The organism is Actinomycetota bacterium (assembly GCA_030650795.1).
Classification (GTDB): Bacteria; Actinomycetota; Actinomycetes; order S36-B12; family S36-B12; genus UBA11398.
Genome location: JAUSDJ010000002.1, coordinates 154116 through 176954, shown reverse-complemented (window position 1 = coordinate 176954; position 22839 = coordinate 154116). Strand labels below are relative to the sequence as shown.

General features: G+C 59.0%; 19 protein-coding genes and 1 riboswitch. Of the genes, 9 read left to right on the top strand and 10 right to left on the bottom strand.

Annotation, left to right across the window (positions count from 1 at the left end):
- Positions 1-95: 95 nt before the first annotated feature.
- Complete coding sequence (locus Q7L55_00860) at positions 96-986, bottom strand: phospholipase A2 (protein MDO8731121.1); 891 nt, start codon at positions 984-986, stop codon at positions 96-98.
- A gap of 158 nt (positions 987-1144) precedes the next feature.
- Positions 1145-1222, top strand: a riboswitch (S-adenosyl-L-homocysteine riboswitch).
- Positions 1223-1233: 11 nt separating this feature from the next.
- Here Q7L55_00860 and metH point away from each other — a divergent pair.
- A complete protein-coding gene (metH, locus tag Q7L55_00855; GenBank protein ID MDO8731120.1) occupies positions 1234-4965 on the top strand; it encodes a methionine synthase in 3732 nt (1243 codons plus the stop codon).
- A 22-nt stretch (positions 4966-4987) separates the two neighbouring features.
- On the opposite strand, the gene Q7L55_00850 is transcribed toward metH, so the two are convergent.
- Positions 4988-5377 carry a VOC family protein gene (locus Q7L55_00850; protein MDO8731119.1) on the bottom strand — a complete coding sequence of 130 codons (390 nt, stop codon included), beginning with the start codon at positions 5375-5377 and terminating at the stop codon, positions 4988-4990.
- A gap of 22 nt (positions 5378-5399) precedes the next feature.
- On the bottom strand, positions 5400-6230 hold the full coding sequence (locus tag Q7L55_00845) for a DUF2889 domain-containing protein (protein ID MDO8731118.1): 831 nt from the start codon (positions 6228-6230) through the stop codon (positions 5400-5402).
- Positions 6231-6487: 257 nt separating this feature from the next.
- Between Q7L55_00845 and Q7L55_00840 the strand changes: the two genes are divergently transcribed.
- From Q7L55_00840 to Q7L55_00825, 4 genes are all read left to right on the top strand, one after another.
- Positions 6488-7546, top strand: a complete 1059-nt coding sequence (locus Q7L55_00840; GenBank protein MDO8731117.1) for a DUF2332 family protein — start codon at positions 6488-6490, stop codon at positions 7544-7546.
- On the top strand, positions 7543-8667 hold the full coding sequence (locus Q7L55_00835) for a GntG family PLP-dependent aldolase (GenBank protein ID MDO8731116.1): 1125 nt from the start codon (positions 7543-7545) through the stop codon (positions 8665-8667). Before Q7L55_00840 ends, Q7L55_00835 begins: the two co-directional genes overlap by 4 nt.
- A 166-nt stretch (positions 8668-8833) precedes the next feature.
- Entirely contained in the window at positions 8834-9229 is a 396-nt protein-coding gene (locus tag Q7L55_00830; GenBank protein ID MDO8731115.1) for a hypothetical protein, read from the top strand.
- Positions 9230-9271: 42 nt separating this feature from the next.
- Positions 9272-9976, top strand: a complete 705-nt coding sequence (locus Q7L55_00825) for an SOS response-associated peptidase (GenBank protein MDO8731114.1) — start codon at positions 9272-9274, stop codon at positions 9974-9976.
- 1 nt (position 9977) lies between these two features.
- Here the strand turns inward: Q7L55_00825 and Q7L55_00820 are convergent, their stop codons facing one another.
- Positions 9978-10631 (bottom strand): maleylpyruvate isomerase family mycothiol-dependent enzyme, encoded by a 654-nt coding sequence (locus Q7L55_00820; GenBank protein MDO8731113.1) that lies wholly within the window; start codon positions 10629-10631, stop codon positions 9978-9980.
- A 322-nt stretch (positions 10632-10953) separates the two neighbouring features.
- Between Q7L55_00820 and dnaE the strand changes: the two genes are divergently transcribed.
- Positions 10954-14442: a DNA polymerase III subunit alpha gene (dnaE, locus tag Q7L55_00815; protein MDO8731112.1), complete on the top strand. Its 3489-nt coding sequence runs from the start codon at positions 10954-10956 to the stop codon at positions 14440-14442.
- Between the two features lie 70 nt (positions 14443-14512).
- Entirely contained in the window at positions 14513-14773 is a 261-nt protein-coding gene (locus tag Q7L55_00810) for a hypothetical protein (GenBank protein ID MDO8731111.1), read from the top strand.
- A 13-nt stretch (positions 14774-14786) separates the two neighbouring features.
- Here Q7L55_00810 and Q7L55_00805 read toward each other — a convergent pair whose 3' ends face one another.
- The gene (locus tag Q7L55_00805) at positions 14787-15197 is read right to left on the bottom strand and encodes a hypothetical protein (protein ID MDO8731110.1); all 411 of its coding nucleotides are present in this window, start codon (positions 15195-15197) and stop codon (positions 14787-14789) included.
- A 236-nt stretch (positions 15198-15433) separates the two neighbouring features.
- Here Q7L55_00805 and Q7L55_00800 point away from each other — a divergent pair, with 236 nt between their 5' ends.
- A complete protein-coding gene (locus tag Q7L55_00800; protein ID MDO8731109.1) occupies positions 15434-16123 on the top strand; it encodes a helix-turn-helix domain-containing protein in 690 nt (229 codons plus the stop codon).
- Positions 16124-16158: 35 nt separating this feature from the next.
- On the opposite strand, the gene Q7L55_00795 is transcribed toward Q7L55_00800, so the two are convergent.
- Genes Q7L55_00795 through Q7L55_00780 form a run of 4 tightly spaced genes read right to left on the bottom strand, consistent with a single transcriptional unit; the run spans position 16159 to position 19442 of the window.
- The gene (locus Q7L55_00795) at positions 16159-16659 is read right to left on the bottom strand and encodes a hypothetical protein (GenBank protein MDO8731108.1); all 501 of its coding nucleotides are present in this window, start codon (positions 16657-16659) and stop codon (positions 16159-16161) included.
- A 34-nt stretch (positions 16660-16693) separates the two neighbouring features.
- Positions 16694-17053 carry a cupin domain-containing protein gene (locus tag Q7L55_00790; protein MDO8731107.1) on the bottom strand — a complete coding sequence of 120 codons (360 nt, stop codon included), beginning with the start codon at positions 17051-17053 and terminating at the stop codon, positions 16694-16696.
- On the bottom strand, positions 17054-18271 hold the full coding sequence (locus Q7L55_00785) for a CoA transferase (GenBank protein MDO8731106.1): 1218 nt from the start codon (positions 18269-18271) through the stop codon (positions 17054-17056).
- A gap of 13 nt (positions 18272-18284) precedes the next feature.
- Entirely contained in the window at positions 18285-19442 is a 1158-nt protein-coding gene (locus tag Q7L55_00780; GenBank protein ID MDO8731105.1) for a CaiB/BaiF CoA-transferase family protein, read from the bottom strand.
- A 375-nt stretch (positions 19443-19817) separates the two neighbouring features.
- Between Q7L55_00780 and Q7L55_00775 the strand changes: the two genes are divergently transcribed.
- Positions 19818-20021 carry a cold-shock protein gene (locus Q7L55_00775; GenBank protein MDO8731104.1) on the top strand — a complete coding sequence of 68 codons (204 nt, stop codon included), beginning with the start codon at positions 19818-19820 and terminating at the stop codon, positions 20019-20021.
- Between the two features lie 78 nt (positions 20022-20099).
- On the opposite strand, the gene Q7L55_00770 is transcribed toward Q7L55_00775, so the two are convergent.
- Positions 20100-22757 carry a glucosidase gene (locus Q7L55_00770; GenBank protein ID MDO8731103.1) on the bottom strand — a complete coding sequence of 886 codons (2658 nt, stop codon included), beginning with the start codon at positions 22755-22757 and terminating at the stop codon, positions 20100-20102.
- Positions 22758-22839: the final 82 nt, after the last annotated feature.

Sequence of the window (22839 nt, the reverse complement as noted above, 5' to 3'; positions counted from 1 at the left end):
GGCTCCATCGCTTGGTTTGCGTTCCTGAGTTGTCTGTTGCTCACAGTGTGCTCCGGGGTCCAATGAGCTGCTGCCCCGGCTGCTCAGGATCCGCGTCAAAGAATTTGGACCCCACTTCGCGTACAGCTATCCAGTAAGCCTTCGCGTACAGCTATCCAGTAAGCCTTCGCGTACGCATAGCACTGCTTCTTGGCCCCAGCAGCAGATTGGGACTTCGGAAGTTGCTCATCGCACAGGAGTCTGAGATCCCGCAAGAATTGATCGTCGATGGTCTTGCGTGGAACAGCCAGATAATCGACGCCAGTGTTCTTATGGAGTGGATTGCGAATCTTGTACCCGCCGTACCCAGCATCGTGGATATTGCATGCCTGACGGAAACGGACCTTGAATCGCAAACCCTTCGTTCCGGAGGAGAAGCTCACCTCGTCAAGAAAACGGGGGTCATCACCCACCTCTCCCCCACCGCAGCCATTCGAAACCGATTCAAGGGAAACAGGCTTTCGCGGTGCAGGTACGCCCGGCAGCGTCACGGACACGACGTTCGAATCCTCCCAATACCGAGTACTCGCGTACGGATCCTCATTGGTGGTCTCAACTTGCACCCAGTACGTGCCGCTCGGGAACTTCTTCATGTCCAGCGGCTCAGTTGAGTATGTGAAAGGACCGCTGTTCGGCGTCGCGGCCAACTTCCATCGCCCCGCACAGATCGACTTGTTATTGCAGTACATGATGGGGCCGTACTGCCCGGGTGGTGCTGTCGCATTGAGCGGATTGCTGTCGAGATAGACGGTCCCGCCGTAGGTCACACCATCAGGCGCGGTGTACGTCACAACGAGCCGCCGCTGGGAATCGATGGTGGCGGAGCTCAGAACCGGCGGGTGCCCAGAGCGGTAAGTATCAGCTTGCGCAACTGACCATGCACTCGGGCTCAAGAGAAGTGCCAATGCAGCCGCAGCGGCGCAATTGGCCCGACCCCATCGCAGCATGACTGATCGTGATGAACCTCGGGGACGCATCTGCACCCACCTCCACTCAGCAACCTAGCGAGCAGAGCCCTCCTGTCAACAGGGGCCAAGATCCCCTCACACGCCACGCACGGCGGCCTGTTGAGCCCAGGCAGCGAGATTCAGGTAGATTGTGCGCAGCAATCGAGGGGCGCTGCGACGGGTAAATACCCGCCACGCTCGATGTGCGCACGACGGAACAAGGGCGCCTCCGGTTTTGGAGGCTTGAATGTTCGAACCCCGGCTTCGGCCCGATGCAACAGGCATCTTGTCGAAGCTGCTCGCTGAGCGTGTCCTGATCCTGGACGGCGCAATGGGCACCATGATTCAGCGCCACTCATTCGATGAGGCGCACTACCGCGGCGAGCGTTTCGCTGGCTTTTCCGGAGATCTACAGGGCAACAACGACCTCTTGATCCTCACGCAGCCGGCAACTATCAGCGCGATCCACCGCGCCTACCTCGATGCCGGCTCGGACCTGATCGAGACCAATACCTTCAACGCCCAGCGGATTTCACTGGCCGACTATGCACTTGAGGATCTCGCCTACGAGTTGAACTACGAGTCCGCCCGCCTTGCTCGCGCTCAATGCGACGAGGTCACAACGCTTGATCCCTCCCGTCCGCGCTTTGTGGCCGGCGCGGTCGGTCCGACAACGCGTACGGCTTCCATCTCACCCGATGTCAATGACCCGGGCGCTCGCAACATCAGTTACGAGCAGCTCGCCTCGGCATATCTCGAACAGGTGAATGGGCTCGTTGATGGTGGAGCAGATCTCCTGCTCGTTGAGACTATTTTCGACACGCTGAACGCCAAGGCCGCGATCTTCGCCATCGAGACCCTTTTCGAAGAACGAGGCCGACGCTGGCCAGTGATGATCTCCGGCACCATCACAGATGCATCCGGGCGAACTCTTTCTGGGCAGGTCACCGAGGCGTTCTGGAACTCCGTTCGCCACGCGAAACCGCTCCTGGTTGGCCTGAACTGTGCACTGGGTGCTGAAGAAATGCGCCCGTATCTCGCGGAGATTTCACGCGTGGCTGATTGCTTCGTCTCCTGTTATCCCAATGCGGGTCTCCCAAATGCCTTCGGCGAGTACGACGAGGCTCCAGAGCAGACTGCGGCAATCGTGCGCGAGTTCGCCGAAAGCGGGCTCCTCAATCTGCTCGGCGGCTGCTGCGGCACCACGCCGGATCACATCGCCAAGATGGTCGACGCGGTAGAAGGCATCACGCCGCGCGTTCCTCCGCTGATCGACCCCGCCTGCCGTCTGTCTGGTCTTGAGCCGTTGACAATCCTGCCTGAGTCGCTCTTCGTGAACATCGGTGAGCGCACCAACATCACCGGGTCAGCTCGATTCCGAAACCTTATTCGTGACGGCGATTACGGCACCGCGCTGTCAGTGGCGCGCCAGCAGGTCGAGAGTGGTGCACAGGTCATCGACATCAACATGGACGAGGGGATGATTGACGGCATCGCGGCCATGGACCGCTTCGTCAAGCTCATCGCTTCCGAGCCAGACATTAGCCGCGTTCCGCTCATGATCGACTCGTCAAAGTTCGAGGTGATCGAAGCCGGGCTTCGCTGCGTCCAAGGCAAGCCCATCGTCAACTCGATCTCCATGAAGGAGGGCGAGGAGAAGTTCCGACGCGAGGCGACCCTTTGCCGCAAGTACGGCGCCGCCGTAGTGGTGATGGCATTCGACGAGCAGGGGCAGGCCGACAATCTAGAGCGTCGCAAGGCGATCTGCCAGCGCGCCTACGACATCCTTGTAAACGAAGTTGGCTTCCCCGCCGAGGACATCATCTTTGACCCGAATGTCTTCGCAGTTGCGACTGGCATTGAAGAGCACGCCAATTACGGAGTTGACTTCATCGAGGCAACTCGGTGGATCAAGCAGAACCTGCCAGGTGCGCTGGTTTCTGGCGGTGTTTCGAATGTCTCGTTCTCGTTCCGCGGCAACAACGCCGTCCGCGAGGCGATCCATAGCGTGTTCCTGTTTCACGCGATCGCCGCTGGCATGGATATGGGCATCGTCAATGCCGGTGCGCTTGTTGTGTACGACGAGATCGACGCAACCCTTCGCGAGCGCATTGAAGACGTCATCCTGAATCGTCGCGCTGACGCCACAGAGCGCCTGCTCGAGATCGCCGCCGACTTTGCTGGTGATGGCATGAAGGTTGAAGGCGCGAACGAAGAGTGGCGTGAGTTGCCGGTCGACGAGCGCATCACGCACGCGCTGGTGAAGGGCATTGACGACTACGCCGAGACTGACACAGAAGAACTTCGCCAACTCATTCAGGAGCGTGGTGGCCGACCAATTGAGGTCATCGAAGGCCCGTTGATGGCTGGAATGAATGTTGTCGGTGATCTCTTCGGCGCCGGCAAGATGTTCCTGCCTCAGGTCGTGAAGTCAGCACGTGTCATGAAGAAGGCTGTCGCCTACCTGATCCCATTCATCGAGGCCGAGAAGCATCCGGACGACGCTGGCCGCAGCAATGGGCTGGTCATCATGGCCACGGTCAAGGGCGATGTGCATGACATTGGAAAGAACATCGTCGGCGTCGTGCTGCAATGCAACAACTACGAGGTGATTGACCTCGGCGTCATGGTTCCAGCTCAGAAGATCCTCGATGCCGCCAAGGAGCACAACGCGGACATCATCGGCCTGTCTGGACTCATCACGCCATCACTCGACGAGATGGTCAACTTCGCAACGGAGATGGAGCGACAGGGGTTCGACATTCCCTTGCTCATTGGTGGTGCGACAACTTCACGTGCTCACACTGCGGTGAAGGTCGATCAGAAGTATCACGGTGCGGTCGTCTGGGTGAAGGATGCATCACGTTCTGTGCCCGTGGTAGCCGCGCTGCTGTCCGACGACCAGCGCCCGGCGCTGCTCGATAACTTGCAGGTGGACTACAACGCGCTGCGCGAGCGGTACGCAGCTCGCACCAATGCCAAGGTCATCCTCCCGATTGACAAGGCACGCGCGAACAAGCCGCCGATTGAATGGTCGGGCTATCAGCCGCCAAAGCCAGCTACGACTGGTGTGCAGGTCTTCGACGACTACTCCATTGCCGAATTGCGGGAATACATTGATTGGCAGCCCTTCTTCAACGCGTGGGAGATGAAGGGCAAGTTCCCGGACATCCTCAACAACCCGGCTTCCGGCGAAGCAGCGCGCAAGCTCTACGACGATGCTCAGGTGATGCTGGACCAGATTATCCAGGAGCAGTGGCTGAAGGCGTCCGGTGTCATCGGGCTGTTCCCCGCCAACACCGTCAACGATGACGACATCGAGGTCTACACCGACGACTCTCGAACAGAAGTTCTCAACACTTTGCGCGAAGTTCGTCAGCAGAGCGAGCATCGCGAGGGCATCCCGCATCGCAGCCTCGCCGACTTCGTGGCACCGAAGGACACCGGGCTTGAGGATTTTGTCGGCGCGTTCGCCGTCACGGCGGGCTTGGGCAGCGCTGCAAAGGTCATCGAGTTCAAGGAAGCGCTCGATGACTACAGCGCGATCCTGTTGGAGTCATTGGCAGACCGCTTGGCCGAGGCCTTCGCCGAGCGCATGCACGAACTCGTTCGCAAGGAATACTGGGGCTACCAGCCCGATGAGCATCTCGATAGCGACGAACTCATCAAGGAGAAGTACGTGGGCATCCGGCCTGCTCCGGGCTATCCGGCAAATCCTGAGCACACTGAGAAGCAGACCATCTGGAAGTTGCTCGACGTTCAGGCCAATACCGGCATCGAACTCACCGAGAGCATGGCTATGTGGCCAGGTGCCTCGGTCAGCGGGCTGTATTTCTCGCATCCGCAGTCGCAGTACTTCGTTGTTGGACAGATTGGTCGCGACCAGGTGACGGACTACGCACAGCGCAAGGGGTGGACGGTGGCCGAGGCCGAGCGCTGGCTTTCGCCGAACCTCGGGTATCGCACCGACGACGAGTAGCACACCCGACCGGAGCTGCGTGTCAGGGCAGATTCAATTGCCATGACACGCCGTACCGATCCTGAATCCATGCAAATCGCTGGCTGAATCCGTAGTCACCCAAGGGCATGAGCGTGCTGCCGCCTTCAATCAGCGCGTCGTGGACCGCCGTCTGTTGCGCTTCATCATCAAGATCAATGAAGAATGACATCGACGGTGTGAAGGTGAACTCATGCACGGGCGGCGAGTCATTGCATCGCACTGGGATGCCGCCGACAACAGCTTCTGCCATCGATACTGAGCCTTCAGTCCCTGGCCCGTCGGGGCCATGACGCTGGATCGACACAATTCGCGAGTCAGGGACCGTGGACGTCACAAGGTTGAGCCAGGCCTCGGAGTCACCCGTGAACATGAGAAATGTTGTAGCCCGCATTTGAAAAATCTACCTGCCCGCGCTAGTTGAGGTTGCTCACCAGCATCGGAACTTCTGCCAAGGAACGCAGCATGTCGTTCAGATGCGTGCAGCCAAGGACCCCAGGCAGCGTCTTGAGAACGGTCGACCTGAATGCGGGCAGTTCGGTACCGACCATTGGCGAAACATTGAGCACGGCCGCTGGGCAGGTGTCGAACGGCAGGACTCGAGGTTCAGCCTTGACAGAAGTCAGAACGCCATCCATGTCAGCGGTCGCTTGCATGGTGTACTCATGCACGGCAAATCTGACGCCATCGGGGTTGATGCCACTGTCCTGAAAGAAGGCATCCACTTGGATCTGACCATCTTCCAGCCACACATCGATGCGCCGAGCCCTACGCATCGAGGGACCGCGTTCGTCGGGCGCATGCTCATGCCACGCCAACGGATCCATTGGGTCTCGCAGAGGTGGCACTGGCCTGGTTTGCTGGATGGCAATCACACCTTCATCCGGTGAGTGATGACTCGAGCCAGCTGCGTGGCCTATGCAGATGTCTTCCATCATGCTCAAACTGCCCTTGAATACCGGCCTGTCTTCCGGAGCGATCCATTCGTATCGCATCTGACCCGAGATCAATGCAGCGGCAGGGACATCATCCATCAGCAAGTACAAGGCCGTGCCCTGCTCCTTTTCTTCCGGAATCAGTTGCCCCATCCTGGTTCGAGAGCCAGCCGCACCCCGAGCACCAACGAGTTGCTGCAATGCAGGCCGGTCGGGAATTGAGGAAAGCGCGACGTAGAAGCGTTCAGGTGAGATGTTTGCCGTCACCGACGCAAGATCAACAATCCAGGTATCGCCGACTGCGGTCGTCACCAAATCACGGCACGTTCCCTCACAGTGCACGTCATGTTCTAGGCCCTTAGGCCAGTTCATGTCGACCGTGCTCGTGCGTCGCACTGATCCCAAACGGCGAGGTGGAGTGGGCTGCGATGGGCCAAGGACATCGGCTGTGAGTACACGAGATCCGAAGGGCCATTCATACGGCATACAGGAGGATAGGCAGGTTCAATTCCAGAGCAATGAGTTTCGGCATATTCGTGACACAGTTACGGCAGATGGAGGGACGGGTTGTGACGTCCAAGACATCCCTGCGTTCGGCAGCCGACCTGCAAGGCAGGCTGTGTTCCGAACACGGCTCCCCCACTTGGGCAGCTGTCATCGCAGCTATAGATGACCAGCTGGATGACTCCACTTCGGCGACCTCGCGCCTACTGCTGAACGACCCGAGGGATCCAGTTGAGTCAGCGGTGTTCCTGCGAATTCTCGGGGCGGTTCACCGGCTGCTGCTGCTGGGAATCTCCTCAGACCTCTCTCGATATCTACCGAGTCTGGGCGGACAGACAAGCCCGCACCTGGCAGCCAAGGCGTTCCTCACATTCGTAGGCGAGCACGAGAATCGTGTGCAGGCAGAAATGCAGCACCCAGTGCAGACAAACGAAGTTGCTCGTTCCGGAATCCTGTCAGCTGGCCTGCGCACGATCGTCGCAGAGACCCATCTGCCAGTTCGCTTGCTCGAAGTGGGCTCGAGTGCTGGATTGAATCTTCGTCTTGATGAATACCGAATCCACATGGGAGAGGAATTCTGGGGACCCGAAGACTCACCAGTTGTACTCGACCATCTGCTCAACTCAGGTCAGCCTGATGGCGCCGCGTTCGTGATTGTCGATCGAGCTGGTTGTGACCTGTCCCCCATCAATGCGGCCTCAGATGCAGGTCAGGTGCGATTGCGTTCATTCATCTGGCCCGAGGATCGCGTACGAATGTCGCGACTCAACGCTGCACTTTCGGTATTTGAGCCTGTGCGCATCGACGCCGCATCGGCAACGGACTGGGTACGTTCGCAATGCGCTACGCCCCAAACGGGCCATGTGACGGTGGTAATGCATTCAATAGTGATGCCGTACCTGACCGGTGCTGAACGGCAGGAGTTTGTGACAGTTATGGATGACTTGGGCGCTCAGGCAGCGACTGACGCGCCGCTGGCCTGGCTGCGCATGGAGTTCGACGACAACTACGGCACTGTCAGCCTTGAACTTGATCTCTGGCCTTTGAATCGTCACGAAGTACTGGCTACGTGCAATCCGCACGGCGCGAACATCAACTGGTTGCCAGTAGCGTCACGAACGTGAGTTACCGAGCTGCGACCCCTTCAGCCGTGTCACCTCGCATCGACCTGCGCTCTGACACGGTGACGCATCCAACACAGGCAATGCTCGACGCGATGGCAACGGCACCGCTTGGCGACGACGTGTATGGAGAGGACCCGACGGTCAATGAACTAGAAGCCCGCGCTTGCAACCTCACTGGCAAACAGACCGCCCTCTTCGTAGCGTCCGGCACTATGGGCAATCTCGTGAGCGTCATGGCACATGTGCCACGCGGTGGAGAAATGATCGCGCCTTCTGAATCACACGTGCTGCGTGATGAAGCAGCCAACTACGCGGTAGTCGCCAGCACTGGCATCCGCCCGATCATTGAGAACTCCAACGGTGAGATGCCCCTGGAATCTGTGGTCGCTTCGATCAACGACCCAGAGGATCTCCACGGAGCCCCCACCAGCTTGGTCGTCGTGGAGAACTGTCACGCGCACAGCATGAGTCGCCCGATCTCACCTGAATACATGCGGGCACTGCGTCTCGCACTGCCAGATGGCATGCCTGTTCACGTTGATGGCGCTCGCATCTTCAATGCCTCGATTGCGTTGGGGATCCCTGTCGCTGAACTGCTGCAGGATGCTGACTCGGCAATGTTCTGTCTGAGCAAAGGCCTGTCGACGCCTGTCGGAAGCATGGTGGTGGGTTCTTCGGCATTCATCGCTCGCGCTCGTCGTGCGCGAAAGCTGCTGGGCGGTGGCATGCGACAAGCAGGCGTGCTCGCTGCAGCAGGGCTCGTCGCACTTGGTGACGATGAATTCGGATCGATCAATCGTCTGGCCGATGACCACATGTGCGCACGCCAGCTTGCTGACGGGCTTGCACTGCAAGCAGGCGTTGCGAGTCCCGGTGGCTGCGCACAAGTCCAAGGCAATGCTCTTGATCCCACACGAGTGACGACCAACTTCGTGCTGTTCAAGGTTGACGGCGGACATGCTCGGCGAGCTGCGTACTTGGAACACCTGCGGTCTCAAGGCATCGCGCTCATGGCCTACGACCATGGACAGATTCGTGCGGTGACGCATCGCGGCATCGACGATCAGCAGATCCGCGAGGTTATTGATGCGAGTGCTGAGGCTTTGGCAGCGACTGCGTAACAAGCCGCCCGAATAGTTCGCTATGTCTGGTATCGACTTTGTTGCGCCGCTGTAACTGGCCGAAACGCCTGCAACACAACGGCATTTCCCGCTTGAACGGGTATACGTTCGTTGGCGTTCAGCAGGTGGACGCATCGAACCTCGCAGATCTCACTTAGGAGTCAGCATGAGTTACGGTCAGCCAAACAGCATTCCCGTCGGAGCTCGCTACTTTGCAGCGATTCTGCTCCTGGTCGCAGGTCTTCAGCAGTTCATCGCAGGCCTCTCGGCTGTGGTGCATGACAACTTCTACACAGTCATCGACGACTATGTCTTCGCCTTCAGCACAGCGACGTGGGGATGGATCCACCTCATCCTCGGTGTCCTTCTTGTCGCCTCTGGCGTCTTCGTGCTGATGGGTGCCGTATGGGCTCGATTGCTCGGCGCAGTCATCGCTGCCATCAGCGCAGTGTCACTGTTCGCTTGGCTTCCCTATAACGCTGTCGGCGCGTGGATCCTGATCGCGCTTGATATTTTTATCATCTGGGCGCTCCTCGCGCACAACCCTCGCCACAGCCAGTAGGCGCAGTTCCCGCACATGTCCTGGGCCTGCAAGGCTTAGGCCATGTGCGGGCGCATCATCCTTTCGCAGAGCCAGTCGGAGATCTCCAGCTTTCTGAAGGCAACGCTGTTTCCTGAGCGTGTGCTGGAGCCCGACTACAACCTCACACCATCCAAGGATCTCTACATCGTCGTGGACAAGCGCGGCGAAGACGGCTCAGTCGTTCGGTCAATGGAAATTGCGCGCTGGGGCCTGATTCCGTGGTGGGCCAAGGATCCGTCGATCGGCAACAAGCTCACAAATGCGCGCTCTGAGACGGTGCATGAGAAGCCCTCATTTCGCGATGCCTACGCCCGGCGGCGCTGCCTTGTTCCGGTCAATGGCTACTACGAGTGGTACGTCTCCACGCAACTCACGGCAGCTGGCAAGCCAAAGAAGCAGCCCTTCTGCATGGAGGATCCCAACGGAGACATGCTGGCGATCGCGGGCCTGTATGAATGGTGGCGTCCTACGCGCACCGATCCCTGGCAATTGACCTGCACCCTGCTGACTCGCGCTGCAGCACCAAACCTTGAGCAGATCCACGATCGGATGCCAGTCATCGTGCCCCCTGATCGCTGGGACTGGTGGCTGGACAACTGCAAGCAGGTAGACGTCAACGAGCTGCCGCCCGCCTTGGTGGAGCCGCACCCTGTCTCCCCTGCAGTGAACTCATCGAAATCTGAAGGGCCTTCACTGCGCGAGCCCATAGATTTCGACTTCGACTAACTCAGACCGCACCGATCCGTTCAGCCAGAAGTGCCACCCCTGGCCCGCTCAGTTCCGAGAGTGCCTCACGCCGCCCGCCCGCAGCCATCATCAGCGCCTCGAGCTTTCCTTCGACCAACGGCCCATCACCGAGCCTCCGGTCAAGGTCGGTCGCATGCAGCTGTAAACCTGCGATCTTGGCCTTGGTGCTCACCGGTCCCTTGGTGACAGGGATCAGGTCGAATAGGACTTCGGCAATCTCTGTCGGAATCTCGCCTTCATCGTGCACTGAACGTCGCAGATCCTGCAGGTGGATTGCGGCGTCGAGGATTCCGACGTCAATGGACACCAGCCGCGCATACAGGTTTGCCGGACTCGAACCATGACCCTTGGCGAAGGCCTGCAGGATCTGCTCCCGCGTGCACTCCTGGGCCATGTCGATTGCCATCTGGTGCCCGGCCTTGGTCGTGCTCCCGCACTTGATCAAATAGCCGAGCATGCGCGGTCCGGAGTAGGTGGTGCCAGCGGCCTGATGCGCGATGAGGTGCTTGACCTGCCATCCGGCACACGTGCTGGGCGCCTCCCATTGCTCGGTGCTCAGCCCATCGCAGATCCCCAGGGTCAGGCCGCCGATGCGGGAGAAGAGTGCGAAATCAGTTGCTGGTCTGGCGGCCATTGGCGCCTCCTGTCTAGGCCTGTTCCGTGGCCCGAGGCTAGCCGTCGCGGGTGCGCAATGAGCCTGCCTTGGACCCCACGGGTTGACGACTGTCGGTGCCCGGGACTACCTTGCGCCCTGTTCGAACATATGTTCGATCTCTGAGCCTGGCTTCGCGATCAGGCATAGAGGTTGCGGTTTCGCCGGGCTCGATTCGACCCCGGGCCCGGCGAGACTCAACTGCTTGAAAGCTGGAACTGTCGGCTTGCGCATGGGTCGTGGTCGTGGGTCGAATCTGGGTCGAAGTTCTGGGTCGAATTCCAACCAGCGACCCGGGAGATCCATGGCACTGCACTGGCCCCATCCTCGGGTGGCCTCGAGCTACTCCATGCGGTACGGCACCGCTACCCCGCATCGCATTGTTGAACGCGCCGCAGCCGATGGTCATCGGATCCTGGCCCTCACTGATCGCGATGGCATCTCCGGCGCAGTCCAGTGGGTCCGCGCATGCATGAATGCCGGCATCACCCCTGTCGTCGGGGTTGATCTCGCTGTTCTCCCAACGGTTATCGATGCTCCTGCCGCGCAAGTACCACGCGCGAGTACCCGACAGAAGGCTTATGCCATCGAAGAGCTGCCTCGTGTGGTGTTTTTGGCACTGGGCTCTGTACAGGGTTGGGCGAGCCTGTGCCAGTTGATTTCCGCTGCGCACGCCAATGTCGAGAGGTACGGCACTCCAGTGCTGGAAGCCACCGATGTTCTGGCCCATCACTCTGGAGTCGTGGCATTGCTCGGACCTGACTCCGAACTCGGCACACATCTTCTGCATGGTCGCTTGCGGGCTGCCGAACAGACCTTGACCCACTGGCGTTCCATCACGGGCCCAGGGCTTGCTATCGCTATCGGCAACCATCGCCGTCCACGCGGGCAGGCCTGGTCGGCATTGCATGCGGCTCGCATGTGGGAGTGGGGACGCCAACGCGGGGCTCGGGTGATCTTCGCTCCCAATGCGCGCTATCTGGATTCCACCGATGCCCGCACTGCAGACATCCTTGACGCCACCCGGCGCATGACTCAAGTCAGGAGCCTTCGGCTACTCGCCAACAACGGGCAGGCCACCTTGGACTCCCCCGCTGATCTGGACATCCGAGTGCAGGAGGTCGCGCAACTGGTCGGGATTGCTCCGACCCTGATGCATCGCGATACCTGGATACTGATGGAGGCCTGCGCGTTAGACCCAGCGCATGACATCGGGCTGGGCTCAGTCTTTGTTCCGGAGTTCACCGTCATCACTGGCACCACTGCGACCGATGACGTTGCTGCGGCACAAGTCCTGCTGACACAGCGATGCCGCCAGAGCATCCCCTCGCGTTATGCCTCAGCTGCTGATCGTGACCGCGCGCATATCCGTCTGGATGAGGAATTACGTGCCATCTCAACCCTTGGCTTTGCTGGCTATTTCCTTACTGTGGCTGAGGTTGTCGATCTCGTACGCGAACGCGGGGTGCGCGTTGCCGCCCGCGGCTCTGGCGCTGGCAGTCTTGTCACCTATCTCCTTGGCATCAATGACGTTGACCCACTCGCCCATGGTCTGATTTTCGAACGCTTTCTTTCCACCCTGCGCACCGAGCTTCCCGATATCGATATTGATGTTGAGTCGGCACGACGCCTTGAGATCTATGACCTGATCTACGAACGCTTCGGCGCCGCCCGCGTGGCCTGCGTTTCGATGATGGAGACCTACAAGGTGCGTCAAGCAGTGCGCGACGTCGGTGCAGCACTGGGCATGGATGCACTCGATATCGACAGCTTCGCCAAAGCCTTTCCGCATATCCGTGCGCGCAATGCCCGTTCAGCTCTTGCTGATCTTCCTGAGTTGCGCAGCAGTCAGTTCGGAGTGCTCGCCGCCGAGGGTCGGCTCGAGGGCTTCCTTGATCGCGTGGAGGCCCTCGATGGTCTGCCTCGTCTCATGGCCATGCATCCCTGCGGGGTGCTGCTCTCTGATGCCAGCCTGCTCGAACGCACGCCAATCCAATCCAGCGCAGCCGGATACCCCATGAGTCAGTTCGATAAGGATGATGTCGAGCACATGGGCTTGCTGAAACTCGATGTCCTAGGCGTACGCATGCAATCCGCAATCGCCTTTGCCCTTGACGAGATCACTCGCACTCAAGAGCTCCCTGTTGATCTTGCAAAGGTGCCACTCGATGATCCGGCGACCTTCGCACTCATCCAATCCACCCGCACCCTTGGCTGCTTTCAGATTGAGTCCCCTGGTCAACGAGAGTTGATCGGCAAGTTCTCGCCAGAGACCTTCAACGATCTGATCATCGATATCTCGCTGTTTCGTCCCGGCCCGGTCAAGAGCGACATGATCACGCCCTTTCTCAAATCTCGACACGGGTGGGATATGCCGCATTTCATTCATCCTGATCTGCAACCCATCCTTCAAGAGACCCAGGGCGTGGTCATCTTCCACGAGCAAGTGATGCGCATCGTTGAAGCGATGACGGGTTGTTCATTGGCCGAGGCCGATGAGATCCGACGGGCGATGAGTACCACTGAAGTCATCGACGCAACCCGCGTGTGGTTCTACCCCAAGGCTCTGCAGCGCGGCTATTCGCTCGCAGTGGTCGAGGAGATCTGGGAGGTGTTGAAATCCTTCGCTTCCTTCGGATTCTGCAAGGCACACGCAGCTGCGTTCGCGCTACCGACCTATCAGTCGGCCTGGTTGAAAGCCCATTACCCTGCAGCATTCTATGCCGGCATCCTCACTCACGACCCTGGCATGTATCCCAAGCGCCTGCTTCTGGCTGATGCTCGCAATTTCGGCATCCAGATTCTCGGACTGCATATCAACAGTTCTGGGGCCAGCTACCAAGTCGAAAGCACAGTGCAGGGCGAGGGCGTGCGCATGCCCTTCACTGAAGTCAAGGGCATCAGCGAGGATGAGGTTGCGCGCCTGATCGATGGGCAGCCCTACACCGGACTCGTTGATGCGTGGCAACGAGCCGGCATCAGCAGACCTATCGCCGAACACCTCGTGCTCCTTGGTGCCTTCGACTCTCTGTACGGCATCAACATCAATCACGTCACCCGCGCTTCCAGTCAGGTGAGCAGACGCGATCTGCTGGTGCACATCGAACAGATGGCCAAAAATCCCGTGCATGTCGGCTCTGGGCAACTCTGCCTGGACACCGCAGGGGATATCAGCGATGTCCCCGTTTCGGGCTGGCCGGAGATCACCCCCAACTGGGCCGTCCGCACTGAACTGGAACTGCTTGGTCTGGATGTCACCAAACATGTCATGGATTGCTATCGCCCCCTGCTCACTGAACTGGGAGTCACGCCCGCAGCAGATCTGCTCAACTGCCACTCTGAGCAGGAGATTCTCATTGCTGGCGTGAAGGTCGCTACCCAGACGCCGGCCGTTCGTGGGGGTAAGCGAGTGGTCTTCTTGACTCTTGATGACGGCACTGGTCCGTCCGATGCAACCTTCTTCGCTGACGCGCAAACCCCCTATGCCAACACGGTTTTCCAGTCCTGGATGCTCATTGTGCGCGGACATGTCCGGCGCACTGGAGCCCGTGGCGTCTCCATTCGCGCCACCGGAGCCTGGGAGCTCGGCGCCCTTGATCGCCAGTGGCGGGCCGGCGAAATCGCTCAGATTCGCGAGCGACTCATGCACGAGCAAGCTTTCCCCGTCGAACAGCGCACTGGTCGGGTCCATGTATTCCCCACCGGCTACCAGCTCTCGCCCTACGCCGATGTGCAGCCTGCAGGACCAACTGGCAAGTTGTACCACTCAAGTCAGGGCAGTAGCGGTCGGTGAATAAGGAACATGCGCAGCAGCAAAAGCTATGCCAACATTCACTGTTCGCAATCCTCGTAGAGAGTTACCCATGCCTTCGCCCCGCGCCCCACTACCCGAAACTGAACTGAGCCCACGCGAGCTCGCTCAGTTTCGTTGGGAGATTGCCAAGCGCGAAACCCCATGGATCGCAGGCGCAGGCGATATCAATGCTCAGAAGTGGCCCGGTGCGGTGACAGTTGGCCGCGCAACAACAGGTCCTTCAGTCAGGACATTCGAAGCACTCATGCGGCACGCGGATCAAGATATGTACGCCAGACGGGCGCAGCTTCGTGCTCAGGAATCTTCCTGACGACTAACGAGAGTTAGCTTGCCTCAACCCTGATCGTGTCGGCCGTCTCTAGGAGCAGGTCTTCGGGCAGATCTGCCCAACCCACGTGCAGACGCATTTCCAGATGCTTGAAGCCGTACATCAAAAATTCCGCCGCAGAACTCACCGGAAGTTGATTGGGCATTGTTGCGTCAGGGACGCCAAGAGGCGCAGCCTCGTACATCACAGCCTCAAAAGCAGTGACCGGCACTGAAAGGCCCTGGCTGTAGAAATCCATCAACTGTGAACGAGTCGTGCGAGCTGGCACCGCCAATGCGGTCACCGCCTGCTTGCCGAAATCCGTGAAGTCAATATCAACGGCCAATACCCACCACAACAAAGGGTCGATGCCCAGCAAGAGCTCAACCCGCGCGAGGTCGACATTGTTGCCGGTGATGCTGCCCAACCATTCAGCCTTATGGGAGGCAGCGGAATCGCCCTCATGTGAACTCAAAGCGCTAGCGCGTCCCACTAGGTACCGACATATGCCCAGCAAAGTCCATGAACGACGTCAAGGCAATTTGCGGCAACCCAAGAGCAGTGTTCAACGGCAGAGCCCCAGTCGACAGAAGTGGAAGTATTGCTCCAGAATTCAGCCTAACAGACCCTTGACCCACTCCTGTGCGCCGTTAGCCTCTCCTCATGGCTGTTGAAACTCAGGCTCTCTACACCCCCCGGGCCGATGCTCGTTTGCGTCGTGATGCCGAGTTGAACCGCCGCAAGATCCTGGACGCTGCGCGTGAAGTCTTCGCCGAACGAGGAGTCGAAGCACCCCTTGATGAGGTCGCTCGCCACGCCGAAGTAGGCATTGCGACCCTTTACCGCCGTTTCCCCACTCGCGATGACCTGATCGTGGCGGCCTTCCAGGAAAAGATGGAAGCCTGGGCCGATGCAGTGGAAGACGCACTCAGTCAGCCTGACCCTTGTATCGCCTTCCCGGCCTACATTCGACATATCTGCGACATGCAGGCCGCAGATCGTGGCTTCACTGATGTGCTCAGCATGCGCTTTCCCATGGCCCCCGAAATTGAGGCGGCTCGCGATCGCGGCCACGATGGCTTCTTGGAATTGATGCAGCGCACCCAAGTCGCCGGCGGATTGCGGTCAGATTTCCAGGCCGAGGACTTCGTCTTTCTCCTGATGGCCACTGCAGGAGTCATCAATGCAGCCGGTGCGGTGGCTCCCGCCGCCCGCCGACGGGTGATCAGTTACTTCCTTCAGGCCTTTGGGTGCGAGGAGGTGGGCTCCTTGCCGCCATCACCTGGCCAAGACGAAACCTTGGCGGCTATGCAGCGCATGCCACACGCCAAGCGCGAGCGAGTCGAACGCTAAGCACTGCGCCTCATGTCGGTCATAGGCGTCGGCAATTAATGATTCAAGAAGATCTTCAAGCCAACCATCGCCAAGCCAAGCAGTCCGGCGACCATCGTTGAGACGATCAAGCGGAATCCACGGATTCCAGCGCCCTTGCTCATCTGGTAGCCAAAAGTCAGCAGCAGCAGGATGTTGATCGTGAGCGCGATGTCTTCGCCAAGTTCCGCACTCAGCCCAAGTAACGCTGCGATAAGCAGTGCAACCAAGGGAGCAAATGTCACGGTGATCAGTGGCAAGCCATCCCTGGCGATCGCCGCAAACTGCGCGCGGTTCAACTCATGATGTTGAGCCTGACGCGAGGCCATCACGTGCACATAGGTTTCGGCGATCCAATAGACCCCCAGAGTTCCAATCACCGTCAACGCAACAAAGACCAATCGATCATCAGTGCTCGCGGTTGCCAATACTGCGCACGCGATGATCAGGCCATACAGCGCCGATGCACTGCGCCGCCCAACATTGGCTTGGGCTTCTTCTACGGCCTGGTCGCTCACGCGCGCATTGTGTCAGCAGCGATGCAACTCTGAACTACTCAGACCTAGGGCCGCCATGCGAACCAGTGCTCACCGTCAGGTGTTCCCATTTCTGATTCGCAGAGGCACCGTGCACGTGGTACTCCCCGGCCGGACAGATCACCACGTCTCCCTGGTTGACGATGACTCGTTCACCCTCGAGTTCGACAAAGCCTCGGCCTGAGACACCGACGATGACTTGACCCTTGTGATGGCTATGTGCCGGCGTCTGGACGCCAGCTTCAACCTTCACGATGCCTACGTCGAGTTCATCGCTCGTCGTTGGACCCTGCAGCCAGGTGAGCTCCAATCCCTGCGCGGCGGAAGTGACCAGACCTTCAGCGCTCGCTAATTCTGCCGCCGGAATATGGCGCATCTACAAGCCCCATGGATACGGAACACCCTCGGCTGCTTGATACACGACGCCACGATCGATCAGGTCATCTATCTCGCCTTCAGTCCAACCAAAGCGCGAAAGGATCGAACGGCTGTGCTGTCCGAGCAATGGTGGTGGGCCAAAATCGCCAGTGGGCGTATCGGAGAAGTCGATGAGGCTGCCGAACTGCGTCATGTGACCCAGCATCGGATGGTCGTACGACGCGACCAATCCCAGCCGCTCGTTGTCGGCGTCATGCAGAACGGTCTCACCGTTTCTCGTGTCGACGGCAATCTCCGCAGGCACACTCTGAGCGTCGAACAGTGCTGCCCACACCAGTGCCGTCCGAGTCGCGAATGCGTCTTCAAACTGCGGCTCGAGCTTGCTGCGCGCGGCGACTCGGCCATCAAAGGTCGCATAGGCAGGGTCGGTGCCGAACTCCGGGAAGCCGAGCAGCGCACACATCGTTGCCCACTCCCCGACCGTGGTGGCTGCCATCTGGATCCAGCCCTCTTGAGTCCTGTAGAGGCGGTAGCAGGGCGACAGGCCTGTGAGCTCCTTGTCCATGCTTGGACGAACAGGAGCAGCAGCACCGTTGGCAAGCAGCGCGACCTCGGAGGCGAACATTGCTCCTCCATTGAGCAACGATGTCCAGACGTCTTGGCCCTGTCCTGTCACCTTGCGGTGATATAGCGCGCTGAGCACCCCGACGACTGAAGCAAATGCGTTTGCTGTGTCAGTCATGCCAAAGCGCAGGTACATCGGCGGATTGCCATGCTCAACACCGCCAGCTTCATATTCCAGACCAATGACCGCCTGATACAGCGGATCGATGCCACCACTGATCGACATCGGACCTTCGAATCCGTAGGCGTAGGTATTGCAGTAGACGATCTCTGGGTTGCGGGCTGTGACGTGGTCATAGTCGACACCAAGGCGCGTGGCAGTGCCCTTGGTCATGTTGTGGTGCAGCACATCGGCCTTCTCCGCCAGCCTCAACACGATCTCTGCGGCCTCGGGCTTCTTGAGGTCCAAAGCCAGATCGAGCTTGCCTCGCTGGCAGCCAATAAACGGTGCGCCGTATCGCATCGAATCCCCGCGGGTGGGCTCAATCTTGATCACCTCAGCACCCAGATCCGACAGGATCATTGGCGCATAGGGCCCCGCCAGGAACTGACCGAGGTCAAGAACAAGTACGCCTTCAAGTGGTCCGGACATTGCTGCCTCCTGCTCAGATCACGCCGTCGGCAGTGAGCCGATCCAGCGCAGATTCGTCGTAGCCGATTTCAGAAAGAATTGCGCGCGAGTGTTCGCCAACCCGAGGTCGGCCACCTTGGACTGCGCCCGGAGTCTCAGAAAGCACGGCTGGAATCCCGTACTGCTCCATGACTCCAAACTCCGGATCCTGGACCGAGACGACCATGTTGTTGGCCCGCATCTGCGGATAATCGAAGCCCTCAACTGGCGTCAGGATCGGGTCCGCACCAAGTCCGGCATCGAAGAATTCAGCGCAGAGTTGTGCTCGATCGCGAGTGATGAATGCATCGCGCAGCACCTGCTGATGCTCTGCTCGGTAGGCCAAGTCGGTCATGAAGCGTGCCTGGTCAACTGCTGGCACTCCCAGGATCGCCTCCATCGTGCTGGTGGGCACGCGTCCCACCGTCACATTGGCGTGCATCCATTCGCTGTTGGCGCACTCATAGATCGACACTTGATGGACTCCAGGCGGGTAGGTCTTCGCCATGACGAGTGAGTCGGGTGCCTTCAGCTTCTCCACATCCTGCCACAGCATCGTGGTGTAGGCCATGACTCCTTGATACAGGGAAGTACTCACATGCTGTCCCTTGCCAGTGTCCTCACGCAGAGTCAGCGCGGCGAGGATGCCGGTGGCCAGCAAGAAGAAGGCGCCCATGCTTGGGATCTGCATGTGCAAATGCGAAGGCCCCGGACGCCAGGCCGGCTGCTCGTATTGCGCACCTGAGCGAGCTTGCACCAAGGCGTCCCAGCCGGGCCGCGAGGCATAGCGATGGCCTTCTGGATAAGCCGGAACCGACGCGTAGATCAGGCGAGGGCACCGAGCTGAGAGCTCGTCATACGACAGTCCCAATGCTGCCATCGTGCCCGGCGAGAAGGCCTCCACGAGCACATCGGCTGTGTCACAGAGCTTAAGAAAGGCTTCCTTGCCTTCAGCCTGCTTGAGATCCAGCACGACTGATCGACGGCTGCGGTGCCAGACCGGTGAGCCTGGCGACTCGCGAAAGGGATCGCCACCGGGCGGCTCCACCTTGATCACATCGGCACCTTGATCGGCTAAGAGCATCACACCCAAGGGGCCAGCTACCCCCCAGCTCAAATCAAGGATGCGAATTCCATCCAACGCTCCAGGCATGACTGACCCCTCACACGACGCGGTTTGTGCCGCGAGTATGCCCGTATCGAAAGGCTCACGGGTTGCTTTGGCCAGATGTCTTTGGCGGCCACTCCTCGCGCTTGAGAGCAGTGGATTTTGAGAAATTCAGCGAAATTTGAGCGAAAAGACACCCTGATGTCACGAGCATGCCGACCTATAGGGGACACTATGTTCTTAGGTACAGACATATCAGCACCAAGGTCCTGAGTTGTCCGCCTGATTTTGGCTCCGGCTTCAATTGGCGGGCTTCGCAACATCTGGGCATTTGCACAGAAGTAAGGACGAAGGCGTGAACGTGCTGGCCACGTGTTGGACGACCGTCCGCCACGCTTTTCGTTAAGGAGAATGTGCATTATGGCTCAAGGAACCGTGAAGTGGTTCAACGCTGAAAAGGGCTTCGGCTTCATCGAGCAGGCTGATGGTGGCCCCGATGTTTTCGTTCACTACTCAGCAATCGATTCTGACGGCTACCGCTCGTTGGATGAGAACCAGGCTGTGGAGTTCGAGATCACGCAGGGACCAAAGGGTCCTCAGGCCGACAAGGTCCGCGTCGTCTAATTCAGACTTCCTCATCGCGAAGGGCCCGACAGCAATGTCGGGCCCTTCGTTATTTCTCAGGTCGGTTCGACCCCGCCGTCACACTGAGAAGTCTGCGAACCTCAGGTTTCCCCCGCACTGCAACAACAGGGCCACCAACGCCGTCCAGCCAGTTTGATGGCTGGCACCCAGACCGTGGCCATCATCACCATCGAAGTATTCATAGAACGGCACCAGGTCTCGCCAGAACGGGTCGGTCTGGAAGTACTCGTTGTCGCCGAAGACCGCTCGGCTGCCGCTGGCATCGCGCACAAAGATCGACGAGAGCCTGCCGGCCAGAATGTCGCCAAGCTCAGCCAATGTCACTTGGCGACCTGAGCCATCCGGATCTGGCACCGTGAAGGTGTCGCCAAAGAATCGCGCATAGGCGTTGAGCGATTGCAGCAGGAAGAAGTTCATCGGAAACCAGATTGGGCCTCGCCAATTGGAGTTGCCGCCGAACATCCTGTTCGAGGATTCCGCGGGCATATACGCAACTTCATATGCCTGACCATCCGCGTGGTAGGTATACGGGTGCTCGCGATGATCCTTGGACAATGAACGCACTCCATATGGCGAGAAGAACTGATCAGGGTCGATCAACCTTCCCAAGATCGAGGTCAGCCGCTCCTCGCTGACGAGCGCAATGAGCAGGTGCGTGTCATCTCCGCCGTTGGCTCGCAAGCTCACTGGTGGACCGCCATAGGCCGTAAGCAGCACGTTCATGCGTTCACTGATGTCCTTCAGCTCGCCCTCTGCACTCAGCGGAATAGCAAAGGAGGCAAACAGTGGAACCATCGACTGCATCGAGAAGACCTCGAGCGAGCGAGCGGAGCCGTCTGGCATTTCAATGACATCGTGATAGAACTTTGTTCGCTCATTCCAGAAACTGATGTTTCCGGCGCCCTGCTCAATGGCGCTGGCAATCAGCCAGCCATCCCATACCCATCTGCCGAACATCCGGTCATAGCCGGTGTCAATGCGTGCCAGCTCGACGGTGATCTCCAGCATCTGCAGCACAAGGGTGGCCATCCAGGAAGTGCCATCGATCTGCGCAAGATTGCCGCCAGTTGGCAGTGGTTGATCGCGATCAAAGACGCCAATGTTGTCCATCCCGAGAAATCCGCCACCGAACACTCCGCGGTTCTTGTCATCCTTCTGGTTAAGCCACCACATCACGTCAAGGGTGATCGAACGGTAAGCAGCCTTCAGGAAGTCCGCATCACCGTGACCCTTGGCCTGCCGGTCCAACTGATAGACCTGCCAGGTGGCCCAGGCGTGCACGGGTGGATTGGTGTCGCCGAACTCCCATTCATAGGCCGGGATCTGCCCATGGGGATGCTGGCAGAAGGAGCTCAAGAGCAAGAGCACCTGCTCCTTGGCAAGGTCGGGGTCGATCATCGCCAAGCTCACACAATGAAAGGCCAGATCCCAAGCCGCGTACCAGGGATATTCCCACGCATCGGGCATGAGGATGACGTCCTTGTTGATCAGATGCTGCCAATCGGAGTTGCGACCCTTCCAACGTTCAGCTGGCGGAACTGGCTGAGTCGGATCACCTTCAAGCCACCTGCGCACCGCATAGTGATAGAACTGCTTGCACCACAGCAAACCAGACAAGGATTGCCGCTGCACAAGTCGCTCATCAACGCTCAGTGCGGGATTGGCGATCTCGGTATAGAACTCGTCGGTCTCGGCTCGTCGGGCTGCAAAGACCTCTTCGGCATCGTCGAAGGGGAGTTGAAGATCAGCCGTAGCGAATCGCACGGTAACTGTGAGCGACTCTCCCGCCCCGAGTTCGCCTTGGATGTGCAGTCCAAGCTTTGAGCCGGACTTCTCATTCGTGGCGTTGTGCTGGCCACCGACGATCCGATCGTTGATGCCGTCTTTCACGTGCGCTGACGCGTTCTTCGAACCGAAAAGCAGGTGAGCATTGGTTTCGTTGTTGCAGAACAAAAATTCGGGAGTCGTTCCGTTGTCGGCTTCAACGAAGATCCATCGATCGCCGATTGCTTCATGACTTGTCGCTGCGACGCCAGGGCGCTCTAGGGAGATCGTCGGTGCGACGGCATCAAGCTCCCAAGTCCAGGTGTTGCGGTACCAGATCTGGGGGATCACATGAATCGGCGCAGCTTGGTCAGCCCTGTTCGTGACGGTTATCCGGCAGAAGACATCCTCTGGAGTGGCCTTGGCGTATTCGACCTTCACATCAAAATATCGATTTGCGAGCCAGTCGTCCTTCAGCGCATCAAAAAGCTCATATTCACCTTCGGCTTGGCTGCGCTGCGCATTGGACTGCACAAGATCGGCGTACGGAAAGGCGACCTGCGGATACTTGTAAATCATTGAGGCATAGGCATGGGTCGGCAGGTTGTCGGTGTAGAACCAGTAATCCTTGACATCTTCACCGTGATTGCCCTGCTCATTGGCAAGACCGAATGGACGCTCCTTGAGAATTGGATCCTGCTCATTCCACAAGGCCAATCCCAAGCAGATGGTCTGATCGCGATCACACCAGCCAGCCAAGCCGTCTTCATTCCAGCGATATGCGCGACTGCGCGCCTGCTCGAACGGAAAATATCCCCAAGCATCACCATCGGCGCTGTAGTCCTCGCGCACAGTGCCCCAGGCACGCTCGCTCAGATATGTGCCCCAGCGCCGCCAATCCGCAGCACCGGCGCGCGCCTCAGCCAGACGATCACTTTCTGCCGATGACATCGGACCCCCCTCGGACGAATACTTGTCACCGTAGCTGGCTTGGCCTACCCGCATTAGGCGGATATCGGGTCAGATTCAGCTT